Here is a 22,423-nt window from a genome sequence, read left to right as displayed (position 1 = left end):
ATACACAGCTGTTAGTTCCAGAAAAGACGATTCATGCTGAGTCGACGCTTCAAACCAGCACCGAAAAGATTCTCGACTCTGCCGAGCCGGTAGCCTAGCAGTTTAGCCGCGGTGTGGATCAAAGCAGAAGGAAGGAGCCACCAATGCCGAGGCCAGAGAAATCGCAACTCCGATCGAACAAAGCGGCCACCCTCCCCTCCGGCACCACCGAACTCACTGAGCATCCAGCTCTGCCGGCGATGCAGCACACCGATATCGAAGTACCTTCGGAACTCCTGCATCCAGGTATAGCTATGGGAGTGATAGACCTGCGCCTCGGCCACGTAGGCCAGCTTCCATCCTGAGAGCAATAGCCTGGCGGCGGTGACCGTATCTTCTCCAAAGATAACGTCCCGCGGAAATCCGCCGACAGCCATTAGCGCCTCCCGCCGATAAGCGGCGAACGAGTTTGAGATAAAGATGGCCTTGAATCCTAGCTGCTCCCGGCTCGACAACGTGCGCACGCCGGACTGCGCAGGATAGTTATAGAAACGTGCGTGAGCTTCAATCGGAGTTGCGCCACGGCGCGGAAGCTGACGTCCAAAGGCAGCCGCAACGTCTGGATCGGTGAAGGCCTTGAGCAGCCAACGAATGGCGTCGAATTGCGCAAGCTCAATATCCTGCGTCAGGAAGACGAGGATCTCAGCATCAGGCAATAATTCAGCCGCGAGCTGCCTTGTTCCGCCATGATTGAACTCGGATCTCGCGATCGTATGCACTCGAAAGCCGGCAGCGTCCGCTAGATTCACCGTCTCATCCGTAGAAGAAGAGTCGAGAATCAGCACCCGGTCCGCTGCGATGGACTCCAAAAGCAGCGGCGTAAGCCGCGACCATCCCTCGGCGGCATTCAAAGTGGGTACAACTACGAAAAAATTCACCAGTCAAAGGTTATCACTGTTGCAACTGCGGTTTATTGAGACATCGCTGAACCGTCGGTGTGGAGTCGCCGGCGTACAGGTCAGGCCTTGGTTACATTGTCGCCCCGGAATCGCGAAGGCAGGACTGATCACTCGATGCCGGCCAATTCAGTTAGAGGGATTGCGATCCTAACTTCAGCACTAACGCCCATGGCGAGTATGGTCTTTTTCTAGAAGACCACATTCGCCGCGGCTATCGCGATTCCAAATTGACCGACGATCTGTGCAATATCGACGATCAAACGTATCGTATTGCCTTTCGTCAGATTCAGGGGAACCACTACCGTGTCACCAGGATACAAATGGAGCGAATCAAAGTTGTTTCCCCGTAGAGAAGAACTATATTGCTTGCTGATCACGGATCCGCTCGCTCGAATAACATAAGCCCGGCTCCTATCGGCATCTCTATTGGTGCCGCCGGCTAGTCTTATGTAGCCGCCAAGTCTGCGCTGTGTCTCGAACACAAAAGAGTTCTGGTTATAGACTGCTCCATCTACGCTTACGGTAGAGGGAACACGCGGCACGATGAAACGGTCTCCATCTTCGAGTGGGAGATCAGGTATCTGGCTTAAGTCGTGGCTGTCAGGCTTCAAATCCAGCACGATACGTCCGGTCGCCCTCGCTTGTCGCAAGCTGGCGATGATGTTCTGATTCTGGGCCTGAGTAGCAGCTGCGGCTGCGGTATCCGAAGCGCTTATAGCTCGACCCGCGTTATTCGTTGCGTTTGTACTCACCTGCAGCGCGATCTCGTCGACGTATTGATTCAGGCGTTGTTGTTGAACCCGACGTGTGGATTCGCGAGTGAACTCCGAGCCATAGAGATATGCTTCCGAGGTAAACCCGCCGGCACGCTCTACCAACTGCCGCAAGGTCTCGCCCGGCAGAACGCTGTAGACACCAGAGGAGGCAAACTCTCCCTCCAGCCGCACGAATCGGGTCTGTTGCGCCTGAGGCACCCGAATATCTGCCTTCGAGAAGATAGTAACGACGTCCCCGGGAAGCAACTCAAGATTTTGAGAGGCGTCTTCCTCCAACACTGCCTTTCCAAGATTGAAAGGCACGAGAGAGGTTGTCAGGTTCGCCTTGCTCTGACGTTCGATAACAGCGTAACTCCAGTCGATATCGGGCTCGCTCAACTTCACATTGTTCCGCGGCCGAAATTCTCCAGACGATGCATTTGCCACGGTTGAACCCAAACTGGCGCTGGCTGCACTCACACGATTTGAAGTTGCCGCGTTGAACTGGGAGCCATTTTGTGGGAACCCAGGGGTGTTGGGGTTACCACCGCTGTAGGCGTTTTGATTGTTGTTCGCGGAATTCGTTCCATTTATTCCGTTGGCTGCATTTGCTGCAGCAGAAGGGGAATATCGATCATTGCTTCCGCTCAACGAAGTTTGCGAAGCTGGAATTTTGACGCAGTCGAGCCCGCCATCGGTAGGGGGATCGGTGTCGTTATCGTTCCCCGCATCTCCATCTGTCGTTCGATAGCTACTTCCCTCTTCGCTTCCGAAGGCCAGTCCAATTAGATTTGGATTCCTGGTAGAGGAGTATCTCCAGTTGGGGTTCGTTCCCTCTTCTCCAACAGGAATTCCATAACGCAGATTCGGAATGCCGTAGGGGGTCAATGGGAGGCATGTAGGAATATAGGTTAGAGTGGGCTGACCGAGTTGGCTTCGCTTCAACCAATAGTCGCGAGTGATCAATGCATCTTTATCCGGCAGCAGATCGCGAACCCGCATTCCCGGCTTCCAGGTGTAACGTCCCGGATTGGCTACATTCCCGCGGAGCGTGACCGCATCCTTGTATTCGCTGACCACTGCGTTCAACTCCAACAGGTCGCCATCCTGCATCACGGTCGCTCTTCCCTGTGCGTCAAGGGATATCTCAAGCATGCTGCGCCTGCGTCGCTCGTCCACTCTCTCTAACCGAACCCTCTGTCCCGAAGCAACGTTCGTCAAACCTGCCGCCAACTCGAGAACATCACCGACGGTCGTATCGCTTGGGGACTTGAGTTCGTAGATCGCTGGATGATTGACACTTCCAGTGACAGCTACCTGCGGACCGACCGGCGGAATGTAGATGACATCGCCGGGCAGGAGTTTTTCGTCCTTCGATTTGTCGCCACGCTGCAACAGATCATACAAATCGAAATCAACGACGACTTTATCGCCGCGTTTCAACTGAATGTGTCGCAGGCTACCCTGCGGAGTTGGCCCTCCGGTGGCGAAAAGAGCGTTGGTGAGTGTGCTCAGCGAGCTGATCGTATAGCTTCCAGGCCTGCGCGCCTGTCCAACTACAAATACCTGGATTGACCTCAACTGGCCCAGATTCACGTTGAGATCAAAGTTTCGGAAGACCCTGCTAACCTGGCTCTTCAAAAAGTCGTGCATCTGCTCAAAACTCACCCCAGCAACGTGAATCGAGCCTACCTGGGGCACGAAGATGCTTCCAGATCGATCTACCCGAAAGCGGCCGTTCAGCGTAACCTGGCCCCACATCTGGATAAGCAACTCGTCGCCGGGCCCAACGACGTAATCTGGCGTCACCGGAACCAAGTTGACCGGCGCAAAGGTAGACGGCAGGTTGCGAAAGAGGTTCACGCCGTAGATCGGCAGCATCTTACCAATCGAATTGGCAACCAGAAGTTGAAACTCAGTCGGCGAGTCCAACGGAAGAGGAGTCTGGAGATTCTGATTTTGCTGTTGAGTCCGAGTGTTATTTTGTGTGTTGGTCTGGGTGTCCTGCTGCCCGGGCACAATAATCTGCGGAGTCAAGGTCTGTTGCTGTTGCTGCTGATTGACCGATGGGTTGCGGATCTGAAGGTTGCTTTGATCTGCTGAAGACTGACACGTCGGATCATTCGGGTCGCAAGACTGCTGCTGTGTCGTCTGCCCACTGAGCGCCTGACCGAATTGTTCGAACTGAGCAGAGGACGTTAGCGTTCCGAACACGCTGACTAGAAGCACATATCCAAACCTGCGTACTCTGGGGGAACTACCAAACTGCATCTGCTCTAATCCTCGCGACCTTCTTCTAACCTGATATTGTTCATCATACAATCAGCAGTCACACTCGCTGAAAAGAGCTATCAAGCACCCGACATACGGATATATCTGACGGCCCGATCACATCCAAATGGCGGAGTACGTCCCGCACAGAGGACCCGGCCTCAGGCACCAAATTCCCGACTCGCTTGTTGCGTCTCCACGGCTTGCGCTACCCGGAGCATGGTCGATTCATCGAAGTGCTTACCCAGGACCTGCACGCCGATCGGCAATCCTTCCTTCGTCTGCCCGCAGGGCACGGACACGCCACAGATACCCGCCAGACTCGCTGCCACCGAGTAAATGTCCTCCAGATACATCTGGACAGGGTCGTCCGTCTTTTCGCCCAGCTTGAACGCAGGGGTCGGAGTTACCGGAGCCACAAGCACATCCACCTCGGCAAACGCTGTCAGAAAGTCGTGGGTCAGAAGAGTTCGAACCTGCTGCGCCTTGCGGTAATACGCATCATAATAGCCCGCGCTGAGGGCATAGGTGCCTAGCAGGATCCGCCGCTTCACTTCGGCGCCAAAGCCTGCATCTCGAGTCTTGCGGAACATCGCGGATAACGTATTCGCCTCTTCCGCCCTCAACCCGAACCTGACCCCATCGAACCGAGAGAGATTTGAGGATGCCTCGGCCGTAGCAATGACGTAATAGGTTGGAATCGCGTATTTGGTGTGGGGTAAACTGACCGGCTTTACCACGCATCCCACCATCTTCAGACCATCAATTACACCATCGATTGCGCTGCGAATCTCTGCATCCAACCCTTCGCCGAAGTACTCCTCAGGCACGCCGATCCGCAACCCCTGAACAGGTTTCGTCAGTCCGGCAACATAGTCATCCACTGGCCTGGTCGATGAGGTCGCATCCATAACATCTTTTCCTGCAATCACCTGCAGCACAGTTGCCGCGCCTTTTACTGTCGTGGTGAATGGCCCGACGCGATCCAGCGAGGAGGCGAACGCAATCAATCCATAGCGACTGACCCTGCCGTACGTAGGCAAGACGCCAACCACACCGCAAAAGGCCGCCGGCTGGCGAATCGACCCGCCAGTATCGCTTCCAAGGGTCGCTACTGCGAAGTGCGCCGCCACCGCAGCCGCCGAACCGCCGCTCGAGCCGCCCGGAACCCGATCTAACGCCTTTGGATTCAGTACAGGTCCGTAGGCCGAATTCTCATTCGACGAACCCATCGCAAACTCGTCGCAATTCAACTTTCCCAAAAGCACCGCCCCGGCCTCTTCCAGCTTCGCGACGGCAGTCGCATCATACGGTGGCCGGTACCCTTTCAAAATGAGTGAACCTGCAGTGGCCGGGGCTCCCCTCATGACCAGAACATCTTTAATCCCCACCGGTACTCCCGCCAGCGGCGGCAACGGGTTACCCTTGGCGGCCATCTCATCGATCTTCTTAGCCTGGGCCATCGCCCGCTCCCGACTTAACGCCAGAAAGCTATGGATCTCGACATCCTGGGAGACGATACGGTCATAGTGCTGCTCCGCAAGCGCTGTTGCCGTAGTTTCACCCGAAGCTACCGCTTGACGCGCGTCATCGATTGTCAGATCTTCCAAGTTCACTACTTTTGCGCTCACCTTTCGATCACCTTCGGAACCTTGAAAAACCGGCCGTCGGTATCCGGGGCCGCGGACATCACCTCAGCGCGGTCAAGCGACGGCCGCACTTCGTCCATCCGCAACGCTTCTCCACGAGCGAGCAAAGTGCCCCCCAACATCTCACCTACCTGCGCCATCGCAGGAATCCCGGAAGTATCCAGCTCATTCAATTGATCGATATGGCCAAGAATGGCGTTCAAGTCTCTTTGCATCCTTGGCTCTTCCTCCGCGGTTAGCTCCAGGTTAGCCAACTCTGCAACCCGCCTCACATCCTCCAGAGTAACGCCAGCCTGTTCCTTCATCGCTTGTAGTTCCCCTTCTTCTCAAAGTGTATCTCGCTTACAGTCACCCCCGAAATACGCGACAGCTCTGCGGCAAGCTGTCGACGCATACTTAGCAACTGCAGGAACCATGCGCCATCTTCCACCTCTACTCGGACCACGCCATTCTCAAATCCTACGACCTGCCCCCGCTCCGCCATGGCCCTTCCACACGCCACCGGCCACGCTGCCGCCAGCCTATCCTCCTCCCGGAGCGCTTGCAGGCTCCTCCCCAGGGAACCTTTCAACATGTCCCGCATTCCCTCTAAATACATCAGCAAGCTCCGATCAAGTTGTCACAGTTGAGATTCTCGGCGGGGAGTTGAAAAGGAAGCCTCCGGCTAGAGTCGGACATCTGCCAACTCCATGGCTCGTGGTTAAATCACGGCAATCCGACGAAGAGAGGCTTATTCAACGGAGCGCCTGCACGAGCTAAGCTAAAATGCAAACCCTCAAAAACGAAGAAACTAACTCCACGTGTTCGTGGATGAGGAACAGACAGTTGCAGCCCTGCCGCTCTTCATTTTATGAGAGGCAGACTAATACGCGCCATCCTGGTTTACCACAGACGCAAACGTCTTCATCAGAATCCAGAGGTCTCTCATCAGCGCCCATCGTTCCACGTATTCACAGTCGAGTGCGACTCGTCTCTCGTAGCTCAAGGCACTGCGTCCCGATACCTGCCAAAGCCCCGTTAACCCAGGCTTCACCCTGCAATAGCAATCGAAGCAATCACCGTACTTCTCTACTTCCGCCGCTACAATCGGCCGTGGCCCCACCAGGCTCATCTGCCCAGCAAGCACATTCCAAAGTTGCGGCAACTCATCCAAGCTGTATCGCCGAAGAAAAAGCCCCACAGGAGTAATCCGTGGATCTTTACGAAGTTTGTGGGTCTTGTTCCATTCCGCGCGGGCCTTTGGATATCGCGCCAGATGAGTCTCCAGCACTTCAGCCGAGTTGATACACATCGTGCGGAACTTCCACATCGAGAAAAAGGCGCCATTTTTGCGAATCCGCCGATGCGAATAAAAGACTGGCCCGGGCGAACTCAGTTTCACGGAGACGGCCACAACACCGAGTAACAACAGCACAATGGGCATCGAAATCAAAACCAACACGACATCGACGCAGCGTTTGATCACCCGGTATCGGAAAAACTCTGACGGAGTTTCGTCTGCTCGATGCGAAATTTCCAGCGAGCCACCAACCGACTCCGGATACGAATAAGAACCTTCGATAGCCGCTGTCCGCGACTCGGGGGATTGGTATTCAGCCTGCATTCGAATCCTGTATCTGTTCAGCTCGTATGTGCGCATGTTCTGCGTTACATCAGCCGGACCGGTTCCTGTTACACGCCTTGTATCGCGGTACCTTCTCTAGCCCGCTCCTAGAGCCTCAATGAGCCCGGAAACGGCCGCGCTTCCAAATCACTTCCACCTGCCTGCACATGCTACCCGCCTATGGACCTTACGATGGCCTCTCTATAAGTCGGGTTGGACCAAGTCGACGACTGGGAAAACAAAGCGCACTGACACAACTTCACCATTCTAACCGACGGTGTTCTGAAAAAGGAGTTTACGCATACTGGGTTCGCCTTTTATTCGTTCCACTTTGGAACAACACATCACGCTGTTTTCATGTACGAGTTAAGGACACTAAACTACTCCAATGCAGGTTCTTGAAACGCCTCTACGTGACGTTAAGCTACTTCAACCCCAACGCTTCGCAGATAGTCGCGGTTGGTTTGCAGAGGTATTCAATCAATCAACCTTCGGAGCTGTCGGGCTATCGGCGAATTTTGTGCAAGACAATCAGTCCTTCTCGGTCAAAGGAGTACTTCGCGGCCTTCACTATCAACTCGGCAGGCCTCAGGCCAAGCTCGTACGAGTTCTCTCCGGCCATATCTGGGACGTGGCGGTCGATCTTCGGCGCGAATCTCCCGACTTCGGCAGATGGGCCGGATTCCATCTGAAAGCCCAGTCCGCCGCCGACCAACTGCAGCTCCTCTGGATTCCCGAAGGCTTCGCCCACGGCTTTGTTGTCCTCTCGGACACCGCAGAGGTCTTCTACAAGACCACGAACCTCTACCACCCGGCGGGAGAGCGCTCCATTCTCTGGAACGACCCAACTCTCGCCATCGATTGGCCACTAGAAGACCTTAACGGCATCCCGCTCTCTGTCAGTCCAAAGGATGCTCTTGGGAAACACTTTCTCGAAGCCGAACTCCCGCCGGTCGAAACGCCTCATCTGGTCTAGCTCTGCACAAGGGAGGCTCTGTCGATATCTCCTGATCTGAATCTACACGCCATACAGCTTTGAAGCGGAGCCTGTCTCGACATGTCGACCAGTGGTCTACGCTACCGGTGCGCCACCAGCCAACGTTCCACTTCAGCCAATGATTGCACCTTCAGATGTTCTCCACTACAGCCGGCAGTCTCAGTACCGCCGATCAAAAAGGCCTGCCGCAATCCAGCCGCATTCGCCGCCGCCACATCTGAGCACCGGTCGCCAACCATCACGCTCTCGCTTAGCACCACTCCAAACTCAGCGACTCCGCGTCTCAGCATCCCCGTGCCAGGTTTCCGGTCCTCATGCTCCCGTTTGTACTCCCCAACTCCATGCTCGGGATGGAACGGACAAAAATAAACGGCATCGAGCTCAACTCCTTCCGCGTGGAGTTCTGCACGCATGAACGTCATCAGGTTGTGAAAATCAGCCTCCGAATAGTAGCCCCGCGCGATGCCTGCCTGATTCGTCACAACGATCAGGCGATATCCAAGTCCCACGGCAGTCCTGCAGAGCGAAAAAATTCCGTCGACAAACCGCACCTCCTCGGCTCGATGCAGATATCCCACCTCTTCGTTGACAACACCATCTCGATCGAGAAATAACGCCCGTTGCTTCATAGCTCCGACAGCACCTCTCGCAGCGAGTCCCGCCAGTCCATCATGGTCCATTCGAACCGTTCCTTCAGCTTGGTACAGTTCAATCGCGAGTTCGACGGGCGCCTGGCAGGAGTCGGATACTGATCGGTCGATATCGCCTCGATCTTCGCGAATCGCACTCCAGGCTCCTTCTCGTGTTGTAGTTGAACGGCCTCCGCTGCAAATTCTAACCAGGTAGTTTCGCCCCCGCCAGTCGCGTGGTAAACCCCGCTTTTGTCCTGTAATGCAGCCTTCCATCCCCTCGTCTGGGCAGTTGCTTCACACCGCTCGATCACATGAGCCGTCATCCTTGCTAAGTCGCGGGCCCACGTTGGCCCCCCGTGCTGATCAGCCACGATTCGCAGCGCCTCCCGCTCTCGCGCAAGCTTCAGGATCGTCAGCAAAAAGTTCTTCCCTCGTGCCCCGTAAACCCAACTCGTCCGAAAGATCATGTGGCCTGCGCCGCTCTCAGCCAACGCCCTCTCTCCGGCGAGTTTACTGGCGCCGTAGACACTCATCGGTCCGACAGCATCAGTTTCAACATAAGGTTCCTCTCCTGATCCATCAAAAACATAGTCTGTGGAGAAGTGGATGACACCAGCGCCCAGCACTCGCGCCTCTTCTCCTATCACTTTGACGGCCTCAGCATTGATCGCGTAGACAAGACCCGGCTCGCTCTCCGCTCGATCCACCGCCGTATAGGCTCCGGCATTCACGATCCACCTTGGCCGCACTGCCCGAATCGTATCGCGAACAGAAGTCGCATCCGCAAGATCCATCCTCGCGCGCTCCGGAGCAATCACAACGCCCAATGGCTCCAAAGTCTTCAATAACTCCCCACCAACCTGGCCCTTAGCTCCCGTCAGCAGAATCCGCTCCCCCGATGGCAGCCTCCCAGACACCATCAGTACACCGTCTCTTCCAGCACGCGCAACAGATATTGCCCATACGTGCTCTTCGCGATCTTCGATGCCAGGCTTCGCAGCTGATCAGCGTTTATGTAACCGAGCCGGTACACAATCTCTTCAGGGCAGGCCACCTTGAGGCCCTGCCGTTTCTCAATCGTGTGGATGAACGTCGCCGCCTCGAGCAGCGAATCGTGTGTCCCGGTATCGAGCCATGCGATTCCTCGCCCAAGCACCTGCGTCCGCAACTGCCCGTGCTCCAGGTACCAGCGATTTACATCGGTGATCTCAAGTTCGCCACGCGGAGATGGCTTTAGGCCCTCAGCGATGCCAACCACCTGCGCGTCATAAAAGTAGATTCCCGTTACCGCATAACGGGACTTTGCCTTCAGCGGCTTCTCTTCAATTGAGATCGCACGGCGGCTCTTGTCGAACTCCACCACCCCGTATCGCTCCGGGTCAAGGACCGGGTAAGCGAACACCGTCGCGCCCGGACCACCCGCAGCAGCCTCGCGTAGGGTCTTCGCGAAATCATGTCCGTAGAAGATGTTGTCTCCCAGTACTAGGCAACAACCCTCTCCCGCAAGAAACTCCTTTCCGATCAAGAACGCCTGCGCCAGACCATCAGGGGACGGTTGTACGGCATACTGCAGCTTGATTCCCCACTGTTCACCACCTCCTAGAAGCTGTTCGAAACGCGGCGTGTCCTCCGGTGTCGAGATCACCAGAATCTCGCGAATGCCCGCCAGCAAAAGTGCCGAAAGCGGATAGTAGATCATCGGTTTGTCGTAGACCGGCAGCAATTGCTTTGAAACGACCTGCGTCACCGGATGCAGCCTCGTCCCAGAGCCCCCAGCGAGAATAATCCCCTTCATCGAACCCTCTCACCTGCCTCGGTTATCGAGCCACGCTCAGCAACAGCGACCTGATCTTCGCGACCTGAGTAGTTTTGGACAACCCACTGCTGATACGCCCCACTGGTCACATTCTCCATCCATGACGCGTTTTCGAGGTACCACTTCACTGTCTTCCTCAGTCCCGTCTCAAAGCTCTCCTGCGCTCGCCAGCCGAGTTCCCCCTCAAGCTTTCGCGCATCGATCGCATAACGCCGGTCATGTCCCGGCCGGTCGGTCACATATTTCACCAGTTGCAGATGTGGTTTGAACGATGACTGAGGCACCAACTCATCCAGCAGCGAGCATACCGTCTTCACTACCTCGAGATTGCTGCGTTGATTTCCGCCGCCGACGTTATAGGTCTCACCAAGCTGCCCCCGCTCGAGAACCGTGCGCAGAGCACTCGTGTGGTCTCCGACATACAGCCAGTCCCTTAGCTGCTGTCCGTCTCCGTACACCGGCAGCGGCTTACCCTGCAGCGCATTCGTAATCATCAGAGGAATCAGCTTTTCTGGAAACTGATACGGCCCGTAGTTATTCGAGCAGTTCGTGATAATGGCCGGTAAGCCATAGGTATGCACCCATGCCCTCACCAGATGGTCCGACGCTGCCTTTGACGCCGCATAAGGACTGTTTGGAGCATAGGGCGTCTCCTCATGGAAAGCCGGCGCCTCTGGTGTCAGCGTGCCATACACTTCATCGGTCGAAACATGCAGAAACCGGAACCTCTCTCGATCTGCACTTGCGAGCCTCTCGTAGTATGCCCGTGCCGCCTGCAGCAAGGTAAATGTGCCGTCGATATTGGTTCGCAGAAACGCTTCGGGACCCAAAATTGAACGGTCGACATGGCTCTCGGCGGCGAAATGAACTACCGCTCGCGGGCGGTATCTTCGCAGCAAGTTGGCAACCATCTCCGCGTCGCAGATATCACCCTGCACAAACGTGTAGGCAGAGTTGTGCGCTACAGACGCCAGATTCTCTGGATTCCCCGCATACGTCAACTTGTCCAGATTGACGATCGGCCAATGGCCCGCAGCCAGCCAGTCAAGGACAAAGTTGCTCCCTATAAACCCGGCTCCGCCGGTCACTAGAACGGAATCGCTGAACGTGATCGCTTCTGCCTCTGTTGCTGCTCTCATGTTTCTGTTAATGCCTCCGAACTTTGGTTCCAACATTTAATAATAGGCTACCTACCCTTCGCCATCAGGCGGCTTACCTCCCGGCTGCGTTTTGCCTTTTGCGAAGAATCAGGCAACTGCAAACTCCACCCTTCTCTCCAATGGAGATCGAAACTCGAAAGGTGACCCTATGACCACGAATAATCAACAGACGAATCAAACCCGCTATCAGACGCCCCCTGTCGACCCTAAACACGCCGTAGAACCCTCAGGTCCCAAGTGGGATAACCCGTCGACCGCAGGTCCGGGATCCACGACGGTCACCTCCAACACTCCGGAGAACAATCAGGGGCGCATCAATCCCTCCGCGCCGGAAGATGCCAACACTACCCCAGGCACCACAGGCAAGAAATAAGATTGTTCTGTTCAATGTCTTTCATCCGTGGTATCTCCTGAAAGGACCTACAAGACGTCGATATCTGTTGCCACCACTGCTCCAGTCGAGCTTGCGCCACTGTTGCATAGAAGAACGGTGGATGACGGCAGGGGCTGACCCTGCCACCTATGCGACAAAAAGTTCTATCGTCGTCTGAAAAGGGGTTACGTGAAGGAGCAGTTCCATGGAAATCGAAAGCAGTCTCCATCTTCAACAGCAAATCGCACGGCTACAGGCACTCCTGGACACGACCCACAGAATCCATAGCACCATCGAATTGGACAGTGTTCTCCGCAGCGTCCTGCAGATCACCGTGCGCGAACTTGAGATGGCGGGTGCATTTTTCACGGCCTTTCCGTTCTCTTACGGAGAGATTCCCCCGCGATTCCTCTTGCATCCGCCATCCTCTGATCCAAGACGCGGTTGTTACCGCTTCCCCTTGCTGGATCGCCACGGCGCCGTCCTCACCGAAATGGTTGTCATCACCCGCGAAGGCGCCCCGCTCTCCCTCTTCGAACAGGACTTCCTGGAGCATCTCGCGGTCCAGGCTGCCGTCGCTATTGAAAACGCCCGCTATCATGAACAAACCCTGGACATGGAGCGGGTAAAACAGGACCTCTCCTGCGCCCGTGACATCCAGCGAAGTCTCCTTCCACAGACGTTTCCAAATATCTCGGGCTACAGCATCGCGGGTCGTTCGCAAACCTGCTACGAGGTCGGCGGCGACTACCTCGATCTTATGGAACTTTCATCAGGGGAATACATGATCGTCGTAGCCGATGTCGCGGGCAAAGGCCTCGCCTCGGCTCTGGTTGGCAGCTCGTTTCGGGCGGCCTTACGAGCCATCGCAAACTCGGGGATGCCGCTCGCCGACATGGCGACACATATGAACCTTCTTCATTACAAAGAAGGCGAGGAGTCGCGCCGCCGTTACGTCACGGCCATGTTCCTGAGGCTCGATCCAAAGACCCATACTGTCGAAGTAGTTAACGCCGGGCACAATCCCGCCTTTCTTCTCAATGGCAGCGATATGCCTGAGTTGATTGAGGCCAGCGGAACTCCGGTCGGGATGTTGCCTTTCTCTGGTTACACCGCGGAAAAATATGTGCTGTCTGAGAAGGCGAAGCTGCTAATCTACACCGACGGAATGACTGAGGTGTTTAAGGGTGACGAAGAATTCGGCCAGGACCGCCTTATGGACGCATTCCGCACCTGCCGCCTCTCGGACGCGACTGGAACACTGAACTCGATTTGGCAGACTCTGGATGCTTTCTCCAATCAGGAAAACCAATCAGACGATATGACCGCACTCGTAATTGGACGGAAGCCGTAGGAGGGGAAGTGAACGGAAAGAACGTGAACAGCATCGAGCTGCGTCTTCCTTCGCGTCTCGGCTTTGAAAAAGTTGCAATGAGTACCGCCTCCAGCGTCGCGAAACTGATGGGGTTCGCTCCAGATCGAGTTGAGGACCTGAAAACGGCTGTCGCAGAAGCTTGCATCAATGCGATGGAGCATGGAAACAAACTCGACGAATCTCTGATCGTCGACGTCATTCTCTCCATGAACGAGGGTTCCCTTGAAGTAAAGGTGCTCGACACAGGCACCGGGCCTCCGGAAGGAGTTCACGCTCCGGATATGGATAAAAAAATGCACGGAGAAGAGGCTAGTCGTGGCATGGGAATGTTTCTCATTCAGTCTCTGGTGGACGAGGCGGAATGGGTGAGTGCGCCTCTCACTGGAAGCTACGCCCGACTCGTCATACGCTTAAACAACACTGGAGATTGAGGAGAGATCAAGATGGCGGACTCAGGTACGAAAGTCAAAATGGAGCAGGTTAAATGCGCCTCTGGCGATCCAATCACGGTGCTGCGTTTCGCCGGTGATATTACGAGTTCGTCCGAGCCTGCGGTACTCGGCACATACGGCGGACTATCACCCGAGACATCCAAGCGCATCCTGCTCGATTTTTCCAAGGTGGAGTATCTCAACTCCAGCGGCATCGCACTGATCATTCAACTGCTTTACGCCGCAAGTCAGAAAGGACAAACCGTCCAGACGTTTGGCCTGACACCGCACTTCCAAAAGGTCTTCACCATGGTAGGCATTACGAAGTACACCAAACTCTACCCTGACGAAGCCGCCGCCTGTGCTGGCTTCGAATAAACCTGAGCCACGCTAAGCCACCGAATCGTCTCCGCTGAAACCCGCCGTTCAGGTCGCTGTCAGAATACCCTTCTCATCGGGAACATTCTCAGGCTGAAGTCTGCGCTGAATCCGCAGCACGAGAATGTCGTCCTCCTGCCCAAAGTTCTGGGCAGCCGACGCCAGCTCTGCGGCCGAGATAGGCTGTTGCAGCATCTTCTCGATGCGCTCAAACCCAAACAACTGCTTCTGTTGATCCTGCGCCTCAGCGACTCCGTCGGACATCAGCATCAACGTGTCCCCTGGCTCCAGCGTGAAATGGGAGACAAAGAACTCCGCACCTGGCACCACACCGATCGGGAGTGATCCACCCATCTCAACCTCTACCCCATTCAGATACGGCGGCAGGTGACCCGCGTTTGCCAGCGTCACCCGTCCATCGGTGCAGATCTGAAGGATGAGACAGGTCGCACTGGCGCGGCCACGTCCCCACAGCCGATCATTAAGGCTATTCATGAGGACTAAGGGATCTGAGTCGTATTGAACCGCCGTGCGTATTGCTCCAACGATCAGCGCAACGAGCATTCCAGCCTGCAGGCCCTTCCCTGTAACGTCGCCAACCACGATCAGTACGCTGCCATCCTCCTGCACAGGAAGGATCTGGAAGAAGTCCCCGCCAACCTCACGTGCCGGACGATACTCACTTTCGATAGCAAGACCAGGTGTCTGCGGCAGATGCTCTGGAATAAGCACGTGTTGAATCTGCCGGGCCTGTTCGATCTCCGCCTTCCACTGCTCGCGGACCCGCTGGGTATTCAGGAATCGCCGAACCAACATGACCGTGATCAGAAAGAGGGAAAAGATCGTCGAGATGGTGCCCAACTCAACGTCGAATCCGAGAATATTGAATGCGGTCGGGACATGAAGAAGGCGAAGCTGGCTCTGAAAAAGGGCGATAGCCACCAGAACGACTGCCGAAAGGGCGAGCCATCCCTCAGTCTTCTGTTTGAGAATCCCTCGGAACGTAATCGCGCATAAGAGTGCCGCAAAACTAAGCCTAAGCCCTAACAGAATAGGTAGCAGGTAGACGGCCGCGCGTACCGGGATATGTTCCCCATAAATCGGCGCACTCATCATGGCCGTTCCGATCATGGTAAGACCGACAAGCGTCCACACGATGCGATGAACCCAATGCATCCGGCTGATCCGGAACCAATAGCCCCAGAAGATGACCCAAAGCCCGATTCGAATCGGACCAATGATGACAGACTGCAGAAAAATTCCGGGCGTAAGGGCAATCCATGGTACGAAGCTGACGATGAGAACGACGCCATTACCCAAAATCGTGACAGCGCAAACCAGGCTCAGCCATAAGTACGAAGGTTCGGTACGGTCCATCGATAGAAGGCTGACTGCTACCATCCACGCAAGGAGCAGAATCAGCATCTCGAGAAAGCCGCTGCCGACAACATGCGCGGTATTGTCCCAGTCCATTTGAATCAGGGTTCCGATCACTCCGGCATGCCCAAGAACCGGAGGTTCATGCATCCCGCCGGCGTCCGGAGTAAGGAAGAGGGACGCGCTGTCCATATATATCCGGACGGCAATAGTTATTTGTCCGTTGCGAAGTTCTCTCGGTAGTCGAAACTCTCGGGGCAGCGTGCTATAAGCCGTTGCCTTATGTGCGCCAAATCTGCCAAGTTCGCCGATTAGCTGACCGTTGACGTAGAGCTGATACGCATCGTCGACCTCGTTCGGCATCTTGATCGCCAGCCTGCCATGAGAACTCTGTACGTTGACTTTGAGCCGATACCACGCAAACCCACTCTGTTTCGGGTAGCCGTTCGCCGTCCAACCAGGAATATATCCGCTGGTGCCAAGTTCCGGATTCGCCGACCCAGCTGGCGGAGTTACATCGATCGTCCCCCAACTCGAGTCGTCGAAATCCGGTTGCGCCCAGGCTATGTTATCGCCCATGCGGAACTTCCACAGGCCAGAGAGTTCTACCGTGCCGTCTCCGAGCGTGGCCTCGAGCTGACTTCTAGGTGTAGGGACTGCGGGGGATTTCTGTCCACGCAGTACACCTGCAAAACCGAGGAGCAGCAACAACACAATCGAAATTCCTGCACGGCGCATAGATGCAACTCTCAAGACCTGTTGAAAAAAATCCGTCAGCATGAATGAAAACCCGAGCACTGCTCCCCTGAACTGCGCTAAGGCAGCTGCGACTGTCCTTACATCAACCCGCGTCTGATTCCGAGTGAGGTTCTCTTGGGACTTACAAAAAAGCCCTGTGCCAACGATCGCCGGGCAAAGAAAATTCGGGTGAGGAGGTAGTTAGCCCACAGGGTGCTTGCTCCGCAGGTTACGCAAATCGAAGCCCCCCTGTCAACGTCATCTTTCTGACACGATGAGACTTTGCGGCACAGTGCCGCAATGCTGCAGGCTCGCGATCTGCCATCCAGGCCACGTAACAGCAGCTCCCCATTAGTTGCGAACCACCCGGTCCCAGTACAAACCTCTGCCCGCCTATCCGGACAGGCAGTGAAGCTCATTAGTCTCGACGCCTCTCTTAACGAATAAGCCCAGGCCTGAGCCCGGGCTTTCTTCTCACTTCACATAACAGTACAACCGTTTCAGAAACCTCTTCTGCTTAGCGATTGCCGTCAGCAGTTTTCCTGAAAGTCGTCCAGATCCGACGCGACATATACAGGCCGGCCATCATGACGCCGGTCGAAAACAATAGCAGTGAGTCAGGCTCAGGTGTAACGCCAACTGTTCCGTTTCCTCCCTGGAACAGGTTGGGGTCCGCACCTTGCTCGAAGACAATGAGATTCTGGCCGGTAGGAACGCCTGCTCCACCGCCAAAGACGAGATCGTAGAACCCAGTCTGTTCGTTATTAGTACACGACACTACGTTTAGAGCACTCGGAATTCCGCTCTGACCCTGTGAATCGCAGCTAGCATCCTGATTACCAAGAGGCCCAAGAAGAAAATGAAGCGTTAGGCTGTCAATGGTTTCACCCGAAAAGTTACTCAGGACAAAGCATCCGTACGGCGTTGCGTTCGGACCAAGGTTGATGCCAACCGAGTTGCAGGCAGCCGTCGAAAGGCTAACGCTGGGAAGGGTATCTGCCCCATTGAACTCTTGGCAAAACGTATTGCCTTGTTCACACGAAGGAGGGTCAAGAACGGTCATTCGGAAGTCAATGCCGCTCGCATGGGCGAGGCTGGAACCGCCACACAGCAGAGCCAGAACAAAAAGGACGCGAAGAAGATGTTTCATTTTCTGTATTCCTCCAGAAATACTCATGTGTTGATCTGCAATCACAGCTCGGATCAGGAAATTGTGCCGGTACACGCGGTGGACCTTATCGTTTATGACCCTTGGTTGTGTCATTCAACAAGCACGTGCCATGCCAAAGGAAAACCCCAAAGATCCCGTGGAATCGTCGACTCTATAGTTCTCAATGCGCAGAACATTGCAGGGTAAACGGAAGTATTAGTACCTTTCACGACATCTGGAAACCCGCGGCGACTTCCCCCGACTTCATCTATGGATAACGCTGTTTGGTGCAACCGACAGTAGGTTCAAAATGAAGTGGCAGGAGAATCGCTGAACTCTTGAAACAGCACCAAAGTACGTGGAAGTAACTCCGCGAAGAACGCTGGTAATCCGAAACTGGATTTAACAGCAATCCTCTTCCAAAATCGGAGTCCACGGCAGACACACTTATGGCTCTGAACTGAGTAGCTGCTTCAAGCGCCACTAAATTCGGGACGAGAGCGCGCCCGAGCTACCTGTCCAAGGAGCGTTCACAATCGCGGCTTCACTGAACCTGACGACGAAGACATCTTCGCTGGAAACACTCTTTCCTCGGGTGAATCGAGTATCGACCTCGCTTAGTCAGGCGGTCACCGATGCATTTACAATCAAAGAGCTGGCCGGTCATTCCAGCGTGACAGTGAGCCAGCGATATATTCCTGCCGCCGGAGTCTGTGCAACTCGCCTTTGACCGGCTCGGACGTTCAGTCGTAGGGCTCTGGAACGGGCAGGGGGCTCCGACCTCCACAAAATCCCAACACAGCGCGTCTCGAAGGATCGTAAGGTATCGAAGGGCCTGTAGCTCAACGGTTAGAGCAGGGGACTCATAATCCCTTGGTTGGGGGTTCAAATCCCTCCGGGCCCACCAGATCTCAATTCCCCGCTTCTCAGTGCACTGACGGTATGGTGTGGGATTAGGCCAGCAGCACCTGCAAGTTGGACCGATCTTTTTTGGATCTGGACGGTTTGGTTGTGACGTTGCGCGGATTCAGATCAGCTTTGATTCTTGACAATGCCAGGCTTGCTTCGAGTCAGCCAGTCGAAGGCGTTTTCGTATGGTCGCCCTTCCGCCCGTCAGCGTGAGATTCTGGCGCTGGCCGTGGCGCAGGAGAACGAGTGCCCGTACTGCCAAGACGAGCGACCAGAACACGAGCACCTGATCAATCCGTCATAGGTGGATCAGGTGCGAGCTCCGGCACGGGGTTCTCGTCCTTCTTCAAAAAGCCGTAGACTGCTACGTACGAATGAGCGAAAACATAACAGAAGCTGGAAGCAAGGTTAAACATAACTGCGTCTCGAGTAGTTCGTACTCCAAAGAGGATTACAAATCCAACTTGAACGAGCAGTAGCAGGCCAATCTCCGCAATCGTCCCTCGCCAGAACACCCACTTGCGGGAGCGGTTCATAATCCAGATCAATCCAGCAACGTAGTTGACGCATGCCGTTAGAACCACCCATCCGATCAACCCGCGTAGACCGCCATACTTCGGCCCTAAAAGCCATAGGAAGACATTCGGAACGGCAAAAGAAAATAGAACCAGTCCAGCACAGCTGAGTGCAGCGAAGAAAATCAGCCGGAAATAACTGAGAAGCAGCCGTTCCCGCTGCAAGCGAGCTATATACGGTTCGACGATCACTATATTGAACGTCATCAGGAAGTTGAAGATGAGGCCGAGACGTGCTAACGCCGCGACCTCAGCGATGCTCACCGTATTGCCAAAGATACTGATTAGAAATAACGCAACCTGTCCATGAAAAGCTCCCAAAATAATGGCCGGCGAAGCAGGCAGGACATAACGACCGATCTCCTTCCGGATTGACAGGTCGTTAGTCTGTGGCCAAGTGAAGAACTGTCGGCTCTTTCTCTCAAGGAGTTGGCCATTAAAAGTGATGTTCAATGCACTCAATCCAGCCGCAGTCCACGAATTGAGTGCACCTAAAACACTCAGAACGACATAAGCACCTAATCTGCATATGTTCGAAATCGTTTGTGGAACGTAATAATCGCGCAACCGTCTGTGAAGAAACAAAGGAGCTGAATAGTAAGAGACTGGGCCGCTCGAATAGAGCGCAAGAAGAACCGTCATCAACAGGGTGATCTGAATAGGCCATGGCCACTTCTGTCTATGAGTGATGATCAAGAAGACGAGAGCTGCAAACGGTGACAACACCCAAAATGCAGTGTCTCGGAGAGACTTCGCCCCTCGCACATATCTACCCACTACTAGCGGATCCAGAGCCCGATCGCCAACCAAAGGTATGATCGTGCTGGCACAACCTAGGTCCATCAAGATCGAGGTCGTAGCCTGAAATCCTGAAGCCAAACCGAATTTCGCATAATCATTAACGCTCAAGACGCGTATAAGAAAAACACCAATGACAACATTGATTCCCTGAAGCGCTCCCTGACCAAGAAAGAAATGAAATACAATCCGAAACACTCGACGGACCTTCGCTCTCAATGGGTGAGGCGTCGCTTCATCAACTGTCTCCAATAGAGGATCGCCACGAGAATCGTCAGATCTTACGGTTGTCATGGCAAACCTGCTCCCAGGGAACCTAATTGTGCAGCCTCGGCACGGAGCATCGTGAACGTGAGAAAACCTTTATAGAGGTTGAGATCGCTCTAACGAAGTAGTGTTTAATCATTCTCAGTGCTTCGTAGGGTAAAAATCCGTCTATAAAATGGCCCTCGATCCGCTTGGCGCAGCAGCGCCTCAACAAGAGAAGGCGCCACTCGCATCCCCAGCGAAGAGGCCCGATTAAAGATTCCTGACATCTCTCTCTGCATCAGCCACGAGTGGAAGGCAATGCTTTCATTGCCCTGTTGCTGCATCTCCCAACCATCAAGTCCTTCAAATATCTCCGATTCAGGGAAGGGTGCATCCATGTGCTCGCTTAGCCAACCTGGGGGGGTCCGATTAGATTTCACGTAAACGTTCAGCAACTCGCGATCCGACTCCCAGGCCAGCTTGCCACACGGAAATCCGAAGATGACAAGCTTGCGTGCAACACGCAGAGCCTCCCCTATCACCACTTTTCTTAGATCAGGTGGAACATGCTCCAGTACATCCGATGCGAGAACGACATCAAATGCGTTGTCCTTTACTGGCAACTCCGCCGCAGAAGCGACCATGGGGGTCATAGGCCATGATGGCTCAAAGGGGAAGGAAACATCGCAACCGACAAAAGGAACTTTACGAAATCGCCCAAGACCGACAGGGCCAGAACCAATTTCGAGTACGGATCCCTCCTCGAACATCCCGTGGGCTTTCAAAATTCGCGCAATCGGATAGTACCTGGCGGCCCAGTTAAGCATTAGATCCTTTACATGGTAGGCGGCGACCTACGGTCGTTCGCACAAGAATAAGAACCGCAACCTCACTCCAAATTCTTGGAGAACCGGAAGATAGCATAGCAAAAATTATACAATTTCCTTATCTATCAAATGCCCGTTTGCGCCAGCCGCTGATGCGATTCATCGACTCGCAGCTTGTCTCTTTCCGATGGAAATCCCAAACCAGAGATAACCCGGCACGACCCGACCGCAAACGCGAAAGATAAACTCTCGCTCGATCTTGCGTCCGAATACGGCCCGAAAGGATGGCGACTGGTGCGGTAAACTTGTGAAGTGAGTAGTTTTGAACAAGCGCAATGAGATCGACGATTCCAAGCAGCCACATCCACCCACTAAAATCTCCTGTGGCCGTTCCGGGCTTGTCTACCAACAATCCTCATCTCGTCCGGAGATCCTATGACCAGTAGCAGTGCGATGACGGTCATCATCCCCACCTTCAATCGCTTGTCGACTCTGCGACTTTGCTTGGAGCATTTAGAGGCGCAGACGATAGCTGACTTCGATGTAATCATCGTCAATGATGGATCGACCGACGGCACCGAGGCAGCGTTAGCTGAGATCCAGGAGAATAGCCCTCTTCGTTTACAGGTCCTGCATCAGCAAAACTCCGGACCTGCGCGAGCGAGGAATCTGGCGATTGCACATGTCTCAAAGGAGATCTGTCTTCTGATTGGCGACGATATTCTCGCGACTCCTAATCTCCTGGACGCTCATCTCCAGTTTCACCGAACGAACCCGGACAGTAAGGCGGTCGGTCTTGGTCGGACACAATGGGACACGGTTTACCAAGAGATCACACCCTTCATGGAATGGTACGAAGAGATTCAGTTCGACTACGGAAGACTCACTGCCGGACTCACCCCAACCTGGCAGCATTTCTACACCAGCAATCTCTCGTTCAAAACGCGTTTATTTCAAGCCAACCCCTTTGACGAAAGCTTTAAAGCCGCTGCCTGGGAGGACATAGAACTCGGATTTCGGCTGGTAACCCGGGATCAAATGCACCTCACCTTTCTTCCTGATGCGATCGCTTCCCACGTCCACCCAACCACTTTCCTGCAGGCTGTCAGAAGAATGCACACCCTCGGCCGTTCACAGCGACAGTTTCACCAGATCTGGCCTTCTGCTCGGGATATGTCGGCTAAGGATATAAAGGCGAAAATCTGTACGATTTTAGGAGCTCGTCCCCTGCTCTTAGAGATGCTCACGTCGTCAGTCGACCGTCTTTCAGGGCCACTGAAGCCCGGGAAATTACACGCTATGCTTCTGCGAAGCCATCAGCAACGTGGATATCTGGAATCAAAACAGTAGGGCGGCCACCTAAGCTCGTAGGCTTGCACGTCGCTGTCCTCAGAGCGGTTCTAAAATCTATTACATTGGAAT

20 protein-coding genes and 1 tRNA gene are annotated in these 22,423 nt (G+C 54.6%); 7 read left to right on the top strand and 14 right to left on the bottom strand.

The window, feature by feature from the left end:
• Positions 1–11: 11 nt before the first annotated feature.
• From HDF10_RS00810 to HDF10_RS00785, 6 genes are all read right to left on the bottom strand, one after another.
• Positions 12–917: a glycosyltransferase family 2 protein gene (locus tag HDF10_RS00810; protein WP_221271335.1), complete on the bottom strand. Its 906-nt coding sequence runs from the start codon at positions 915–917 to the stop codon at positions 12–14.
• A gap of 209 nt (positions 918–1,126) precedes the next feature.
• Positions 1,127–3,964, bottom strand: a complete 2,838-nt coding sequence (locus HDF10_RS00805; protein ID WP_183809550.1) for an SLBB domain-containing protein — start codon at positions 3,962–3,964, stop codon at positions 1,127–1,129.
• A gap of 161 nt (positions 3,965–4,125) precedes the next feature.
• The gene (gene gatA, locus HDF10_RS00800) at positions 4,126–5,580 is read right to left on the bottom strand and encodes an Asp-tRNA(Asn)/Glu-tRNA(Gln) amidotransferase subunit GatA (protein ID WP_183811418.1); all 1,455 of its coding nucleotides are present in this window, start codon (positions 5,578–5,580) and stop codon (positions 4,126–4,128) included.
• 11 nt (positions 5,581–5,591) lie between these two features.
• A complete protein-coding gene (gene gatC, locus HDF10_RS00795) occupies positions 5,592–5,918 on the bottom strand; it encodes an Asp-tRNA(Asn)/Glu-tRNA(Gln) amidotransferase subunit GatC (protein ID WP_183809548.1) in 327 nt (108 codons plus the stop codon).
• Positions 5,915–6,187 (bottom strand): DUF721 domain-containing protein, encoded by a 273-nt coding sequence (locus tag HDF10_RS00790; protein WP_260177524.1) that lies wholly within the window; start codon positions 6,185–6,187, stop codon positions 5,915–5,917. Before HDF10_RS00790 ends, gatC begins: the two co-directional genes overlap by 4 nt.
• A gap of 288 nt (positions 6,188–6,475) precedes the next feature.
• Positions 6,476–7,216 carry a sugar transferase gene (locus HDF10_RS00785; RefSeq protein ID WP_183809543.1) on the bottom strand — a complete coding sequence of 247 codons (741 nt, stop codon included), beginning with the start codon at positions 7,214–7,216 and terminating at the stop codon, positions 6,476–6,478.
• Between the two features lie 388 nt (positions 7,217–7,604).
• On the opposite strand from HDF10_RS00785, the gene rfbC reads away from it, so the two are divergent.
• A complete protein-coding gene (gene rfbC, locus HDF10_RS00780) occupies positions 7,605–8,192 on the top strand; it encodes a dTDP-4-dehydrorhamnose 3,5-epimerase (RefSeq protein WP_183809541.1) in 588 nt (195 codons plus the stop codon).
• Positions 8,193–8,293: 101 nt separating this feature from the next.
• On the opposite strand, the gene HDF10_RS00775 is transcribed toward rfbC, so the two are convergent.
• Genes HDF10_RS00775 through rfbB form a run of 4 tightly spaced genes read right to left on the bottom strand, consistent with a single transcriptional unit; the run spans position 8,294 to position 11,800 of the window.
• Positions 8,294–8,842, bottom strand: a complete 549-nt coding sequence (locus tag HDF10_RS00775; protein ID WP_183809539.1) for a D-glycero-alpha-D-manno-heptose-1,7-bisphosphate 7-phosphatase — start codon at positions 8,840–8,842, stop codon at positions 8,294–8,296.
• Positions 8,839–9,765: a dTDP-4-dehydrorhamnose reductase gene (gene rfbD, locus HDF10_RS00770; RefSeq protein ID WP_183809537.1), complete on the bottom strand. Its 927-nt coding sequence runs from the start codon at positions 9,763–9,765 to the stop codon at positions 8,839–8,841. Before rfbD ends, HDF10_RS00775 begins: the two co-directional genes overlap by 4 nt.
• Complete coding sequence (rfbA, locus tag HDF10_RS00765; protein WP_183809535.1) at positions 9,765–10,640, bottom strand: glucose-1-phosphate thymidylyltransferase RfbA; 876 nt, start codon at positions 10,638–10,640, stop codon at positions 9,765–9,767. The genes rfbD and rfbA overlap by 1 nt, the downstream gene beginning before the upstream one ends.
• Positions 10,637–11,800, bottom strand: coding sequence for a dTDP-glucose 4,6-dehydratase (rfbB, locus tag HDF10_RS00760; protein WP_183809533.1), 1,164 nt, complete (start codon positions 11,798–11,800; stop codon positions 10,637–10,639). The genes rfbA and rfbB overlap by 4 nt, the downstream gene beginning before the upstream one ends.
• A 169-nt stretch (positions 11,801–11,969) precedes the next feature.
• Between rfbB and HDF10_RS00755 the strand changes: the two genes are divergently transcribed.
• The 4 genes from HDF10_RS00755 (at position 11,970) to HDF10_RS00740 (ending at position 14,378) form a co-directional block, all read left to right on the top strand.
• Complete coding sequence (locus HDF10_RS00755) at positions 11,970–12,194, top strand: hypothetical protein (protein WP_183809531.1); 225 nt, start codon at positions 11,970–11,972, stop codon at positions 12,192–12,194.
• A gap of 205 nt (positions 12,195–12,399) precedes the next feature.
• A complete protein-coding gene (locus tag HDF10_RS00750) occupies positions 12,400–13,548 on the top strand; it encodes a PP2C family protein-serine/threonine phosphatase (RefSeq protein WP_183809528.1) in 1,149 nt (382 codons plus the stop codon).
• Between the two features lie 8 nt (positions 13,549–13,556).
• A complete protein-coding gene (locus HDF10_RS00745) occupies positions 13,557–14,000 on the top strand; it encodes an ATP-binding protein (RefSeq protein ID WP_311732621.1) in 444 nt (147 codons plus the stop codon).
• Positions 14,001–14,012: 12 nt separating this feature from the next.
• Positions 14,013–14,378, top strand: a complete 366-nt coding sequence (locus tag HDF10_RS00740; protein WP_183765013.1) for an STAS domain-containing protein — start codon at positions 14,013–14,015, stop codon at positions 14,376–14,378.
• Between the two features lie 48 nt (positions 14,379–14,426).
• Here HDF10_RS00740 and HDF10_RS00735 read toward each other — a convergent pair whose 3' ends face one another.
• Positions 14,427–16,493: a PP2C family protein-serine/threonine phosphatase gene (locus HDF10_RS00735; RefSeq protein ID WP_183809526.1), complete on the bottom strand. Its 2,067-nt coding sequence runs from the start codon at positions 16,491–16,493 to the stop codon at positions 14,427–14,429.
• A gap of 517 nt (positions 16,494–17,010) precedes the next feature.
• Complete coding sequence (locus HDF10_RS00730) at positions 17,011–17,643, bottom strand: hypothetical protein (RefSeq protein WP_221271331.1); 633 nt, start codon at positions 17,641–17,643, stop codon at positions 17,011–17,013.
• A gap of 831 nt (positions 17,644–18,474) precedes the next feature.
• Between HDF10_RS00730 and HDF10_RS00725 the strand changes: the two genes are divergently transcribed.
• Positions 18,475–18,550, top strand: a tRNA-Ile gene (locus HDF10_RS00725).
• Between the two features lie 292 nt (positions 18,551–18,842).
• Here HDF10_RS00725 and HDF10_RS00715 read toward each other — a convergent pair.
• Positions 18,843–20,219, bottom strand: a complete 1,377-nt coding sequence (locus HDF10_RS00715; protein WP_183809522.1) for a lipopolysaccharide biosynthesis protein — start codon at positions 20,217–20,219, stop codon at positions 18,843–18,845.
• A gap of 104 nt (positions 20,220–20,323) precedes the next feature.
• Positions 20,324–21,001 (bottom strand): class I SAM-dependent methyltransferase, encoded by a 678-nt coding sequence (locus HDF10_RS00710; RefSeq protein WP_183809520.1) that lies wholly within the window; start codon positions 20,999–21,001, stop codon positions 20,324–20,326.
• A 435-nt stretch (positions 21,002–21,436) separates the two neighbouring features.
• On the opposite strand from HDF10_RS00710, the gene HDF10_RS00705 reads away from it, so the two are divergent.
• A complete protein-coding gene (locus HDF10_RS00705; RefSeq protein WP_183809518.1) occupies positions 21,437–22,351 on the top strand; it encodes a glycosyltransferase family 2 protein in 915 nt (304 codons plus the stop codon).
• The last annotated feature ends 72 nt before the right edge of the window (positions 22,352–22,423 follow it).

Source organism: Tunturiibacter empetritectus (assembly GCF_014201375.1).
Lineage (GTDB): Bacteria > Acidobacteriota > Terriglobia > Terriglobales > Acidobacteriaceae > Edaphobacter > Edaphobacter lichenicola_D.
This window is presented reverse-complemented; position numbering and strand designations above follow the sequence as displayed.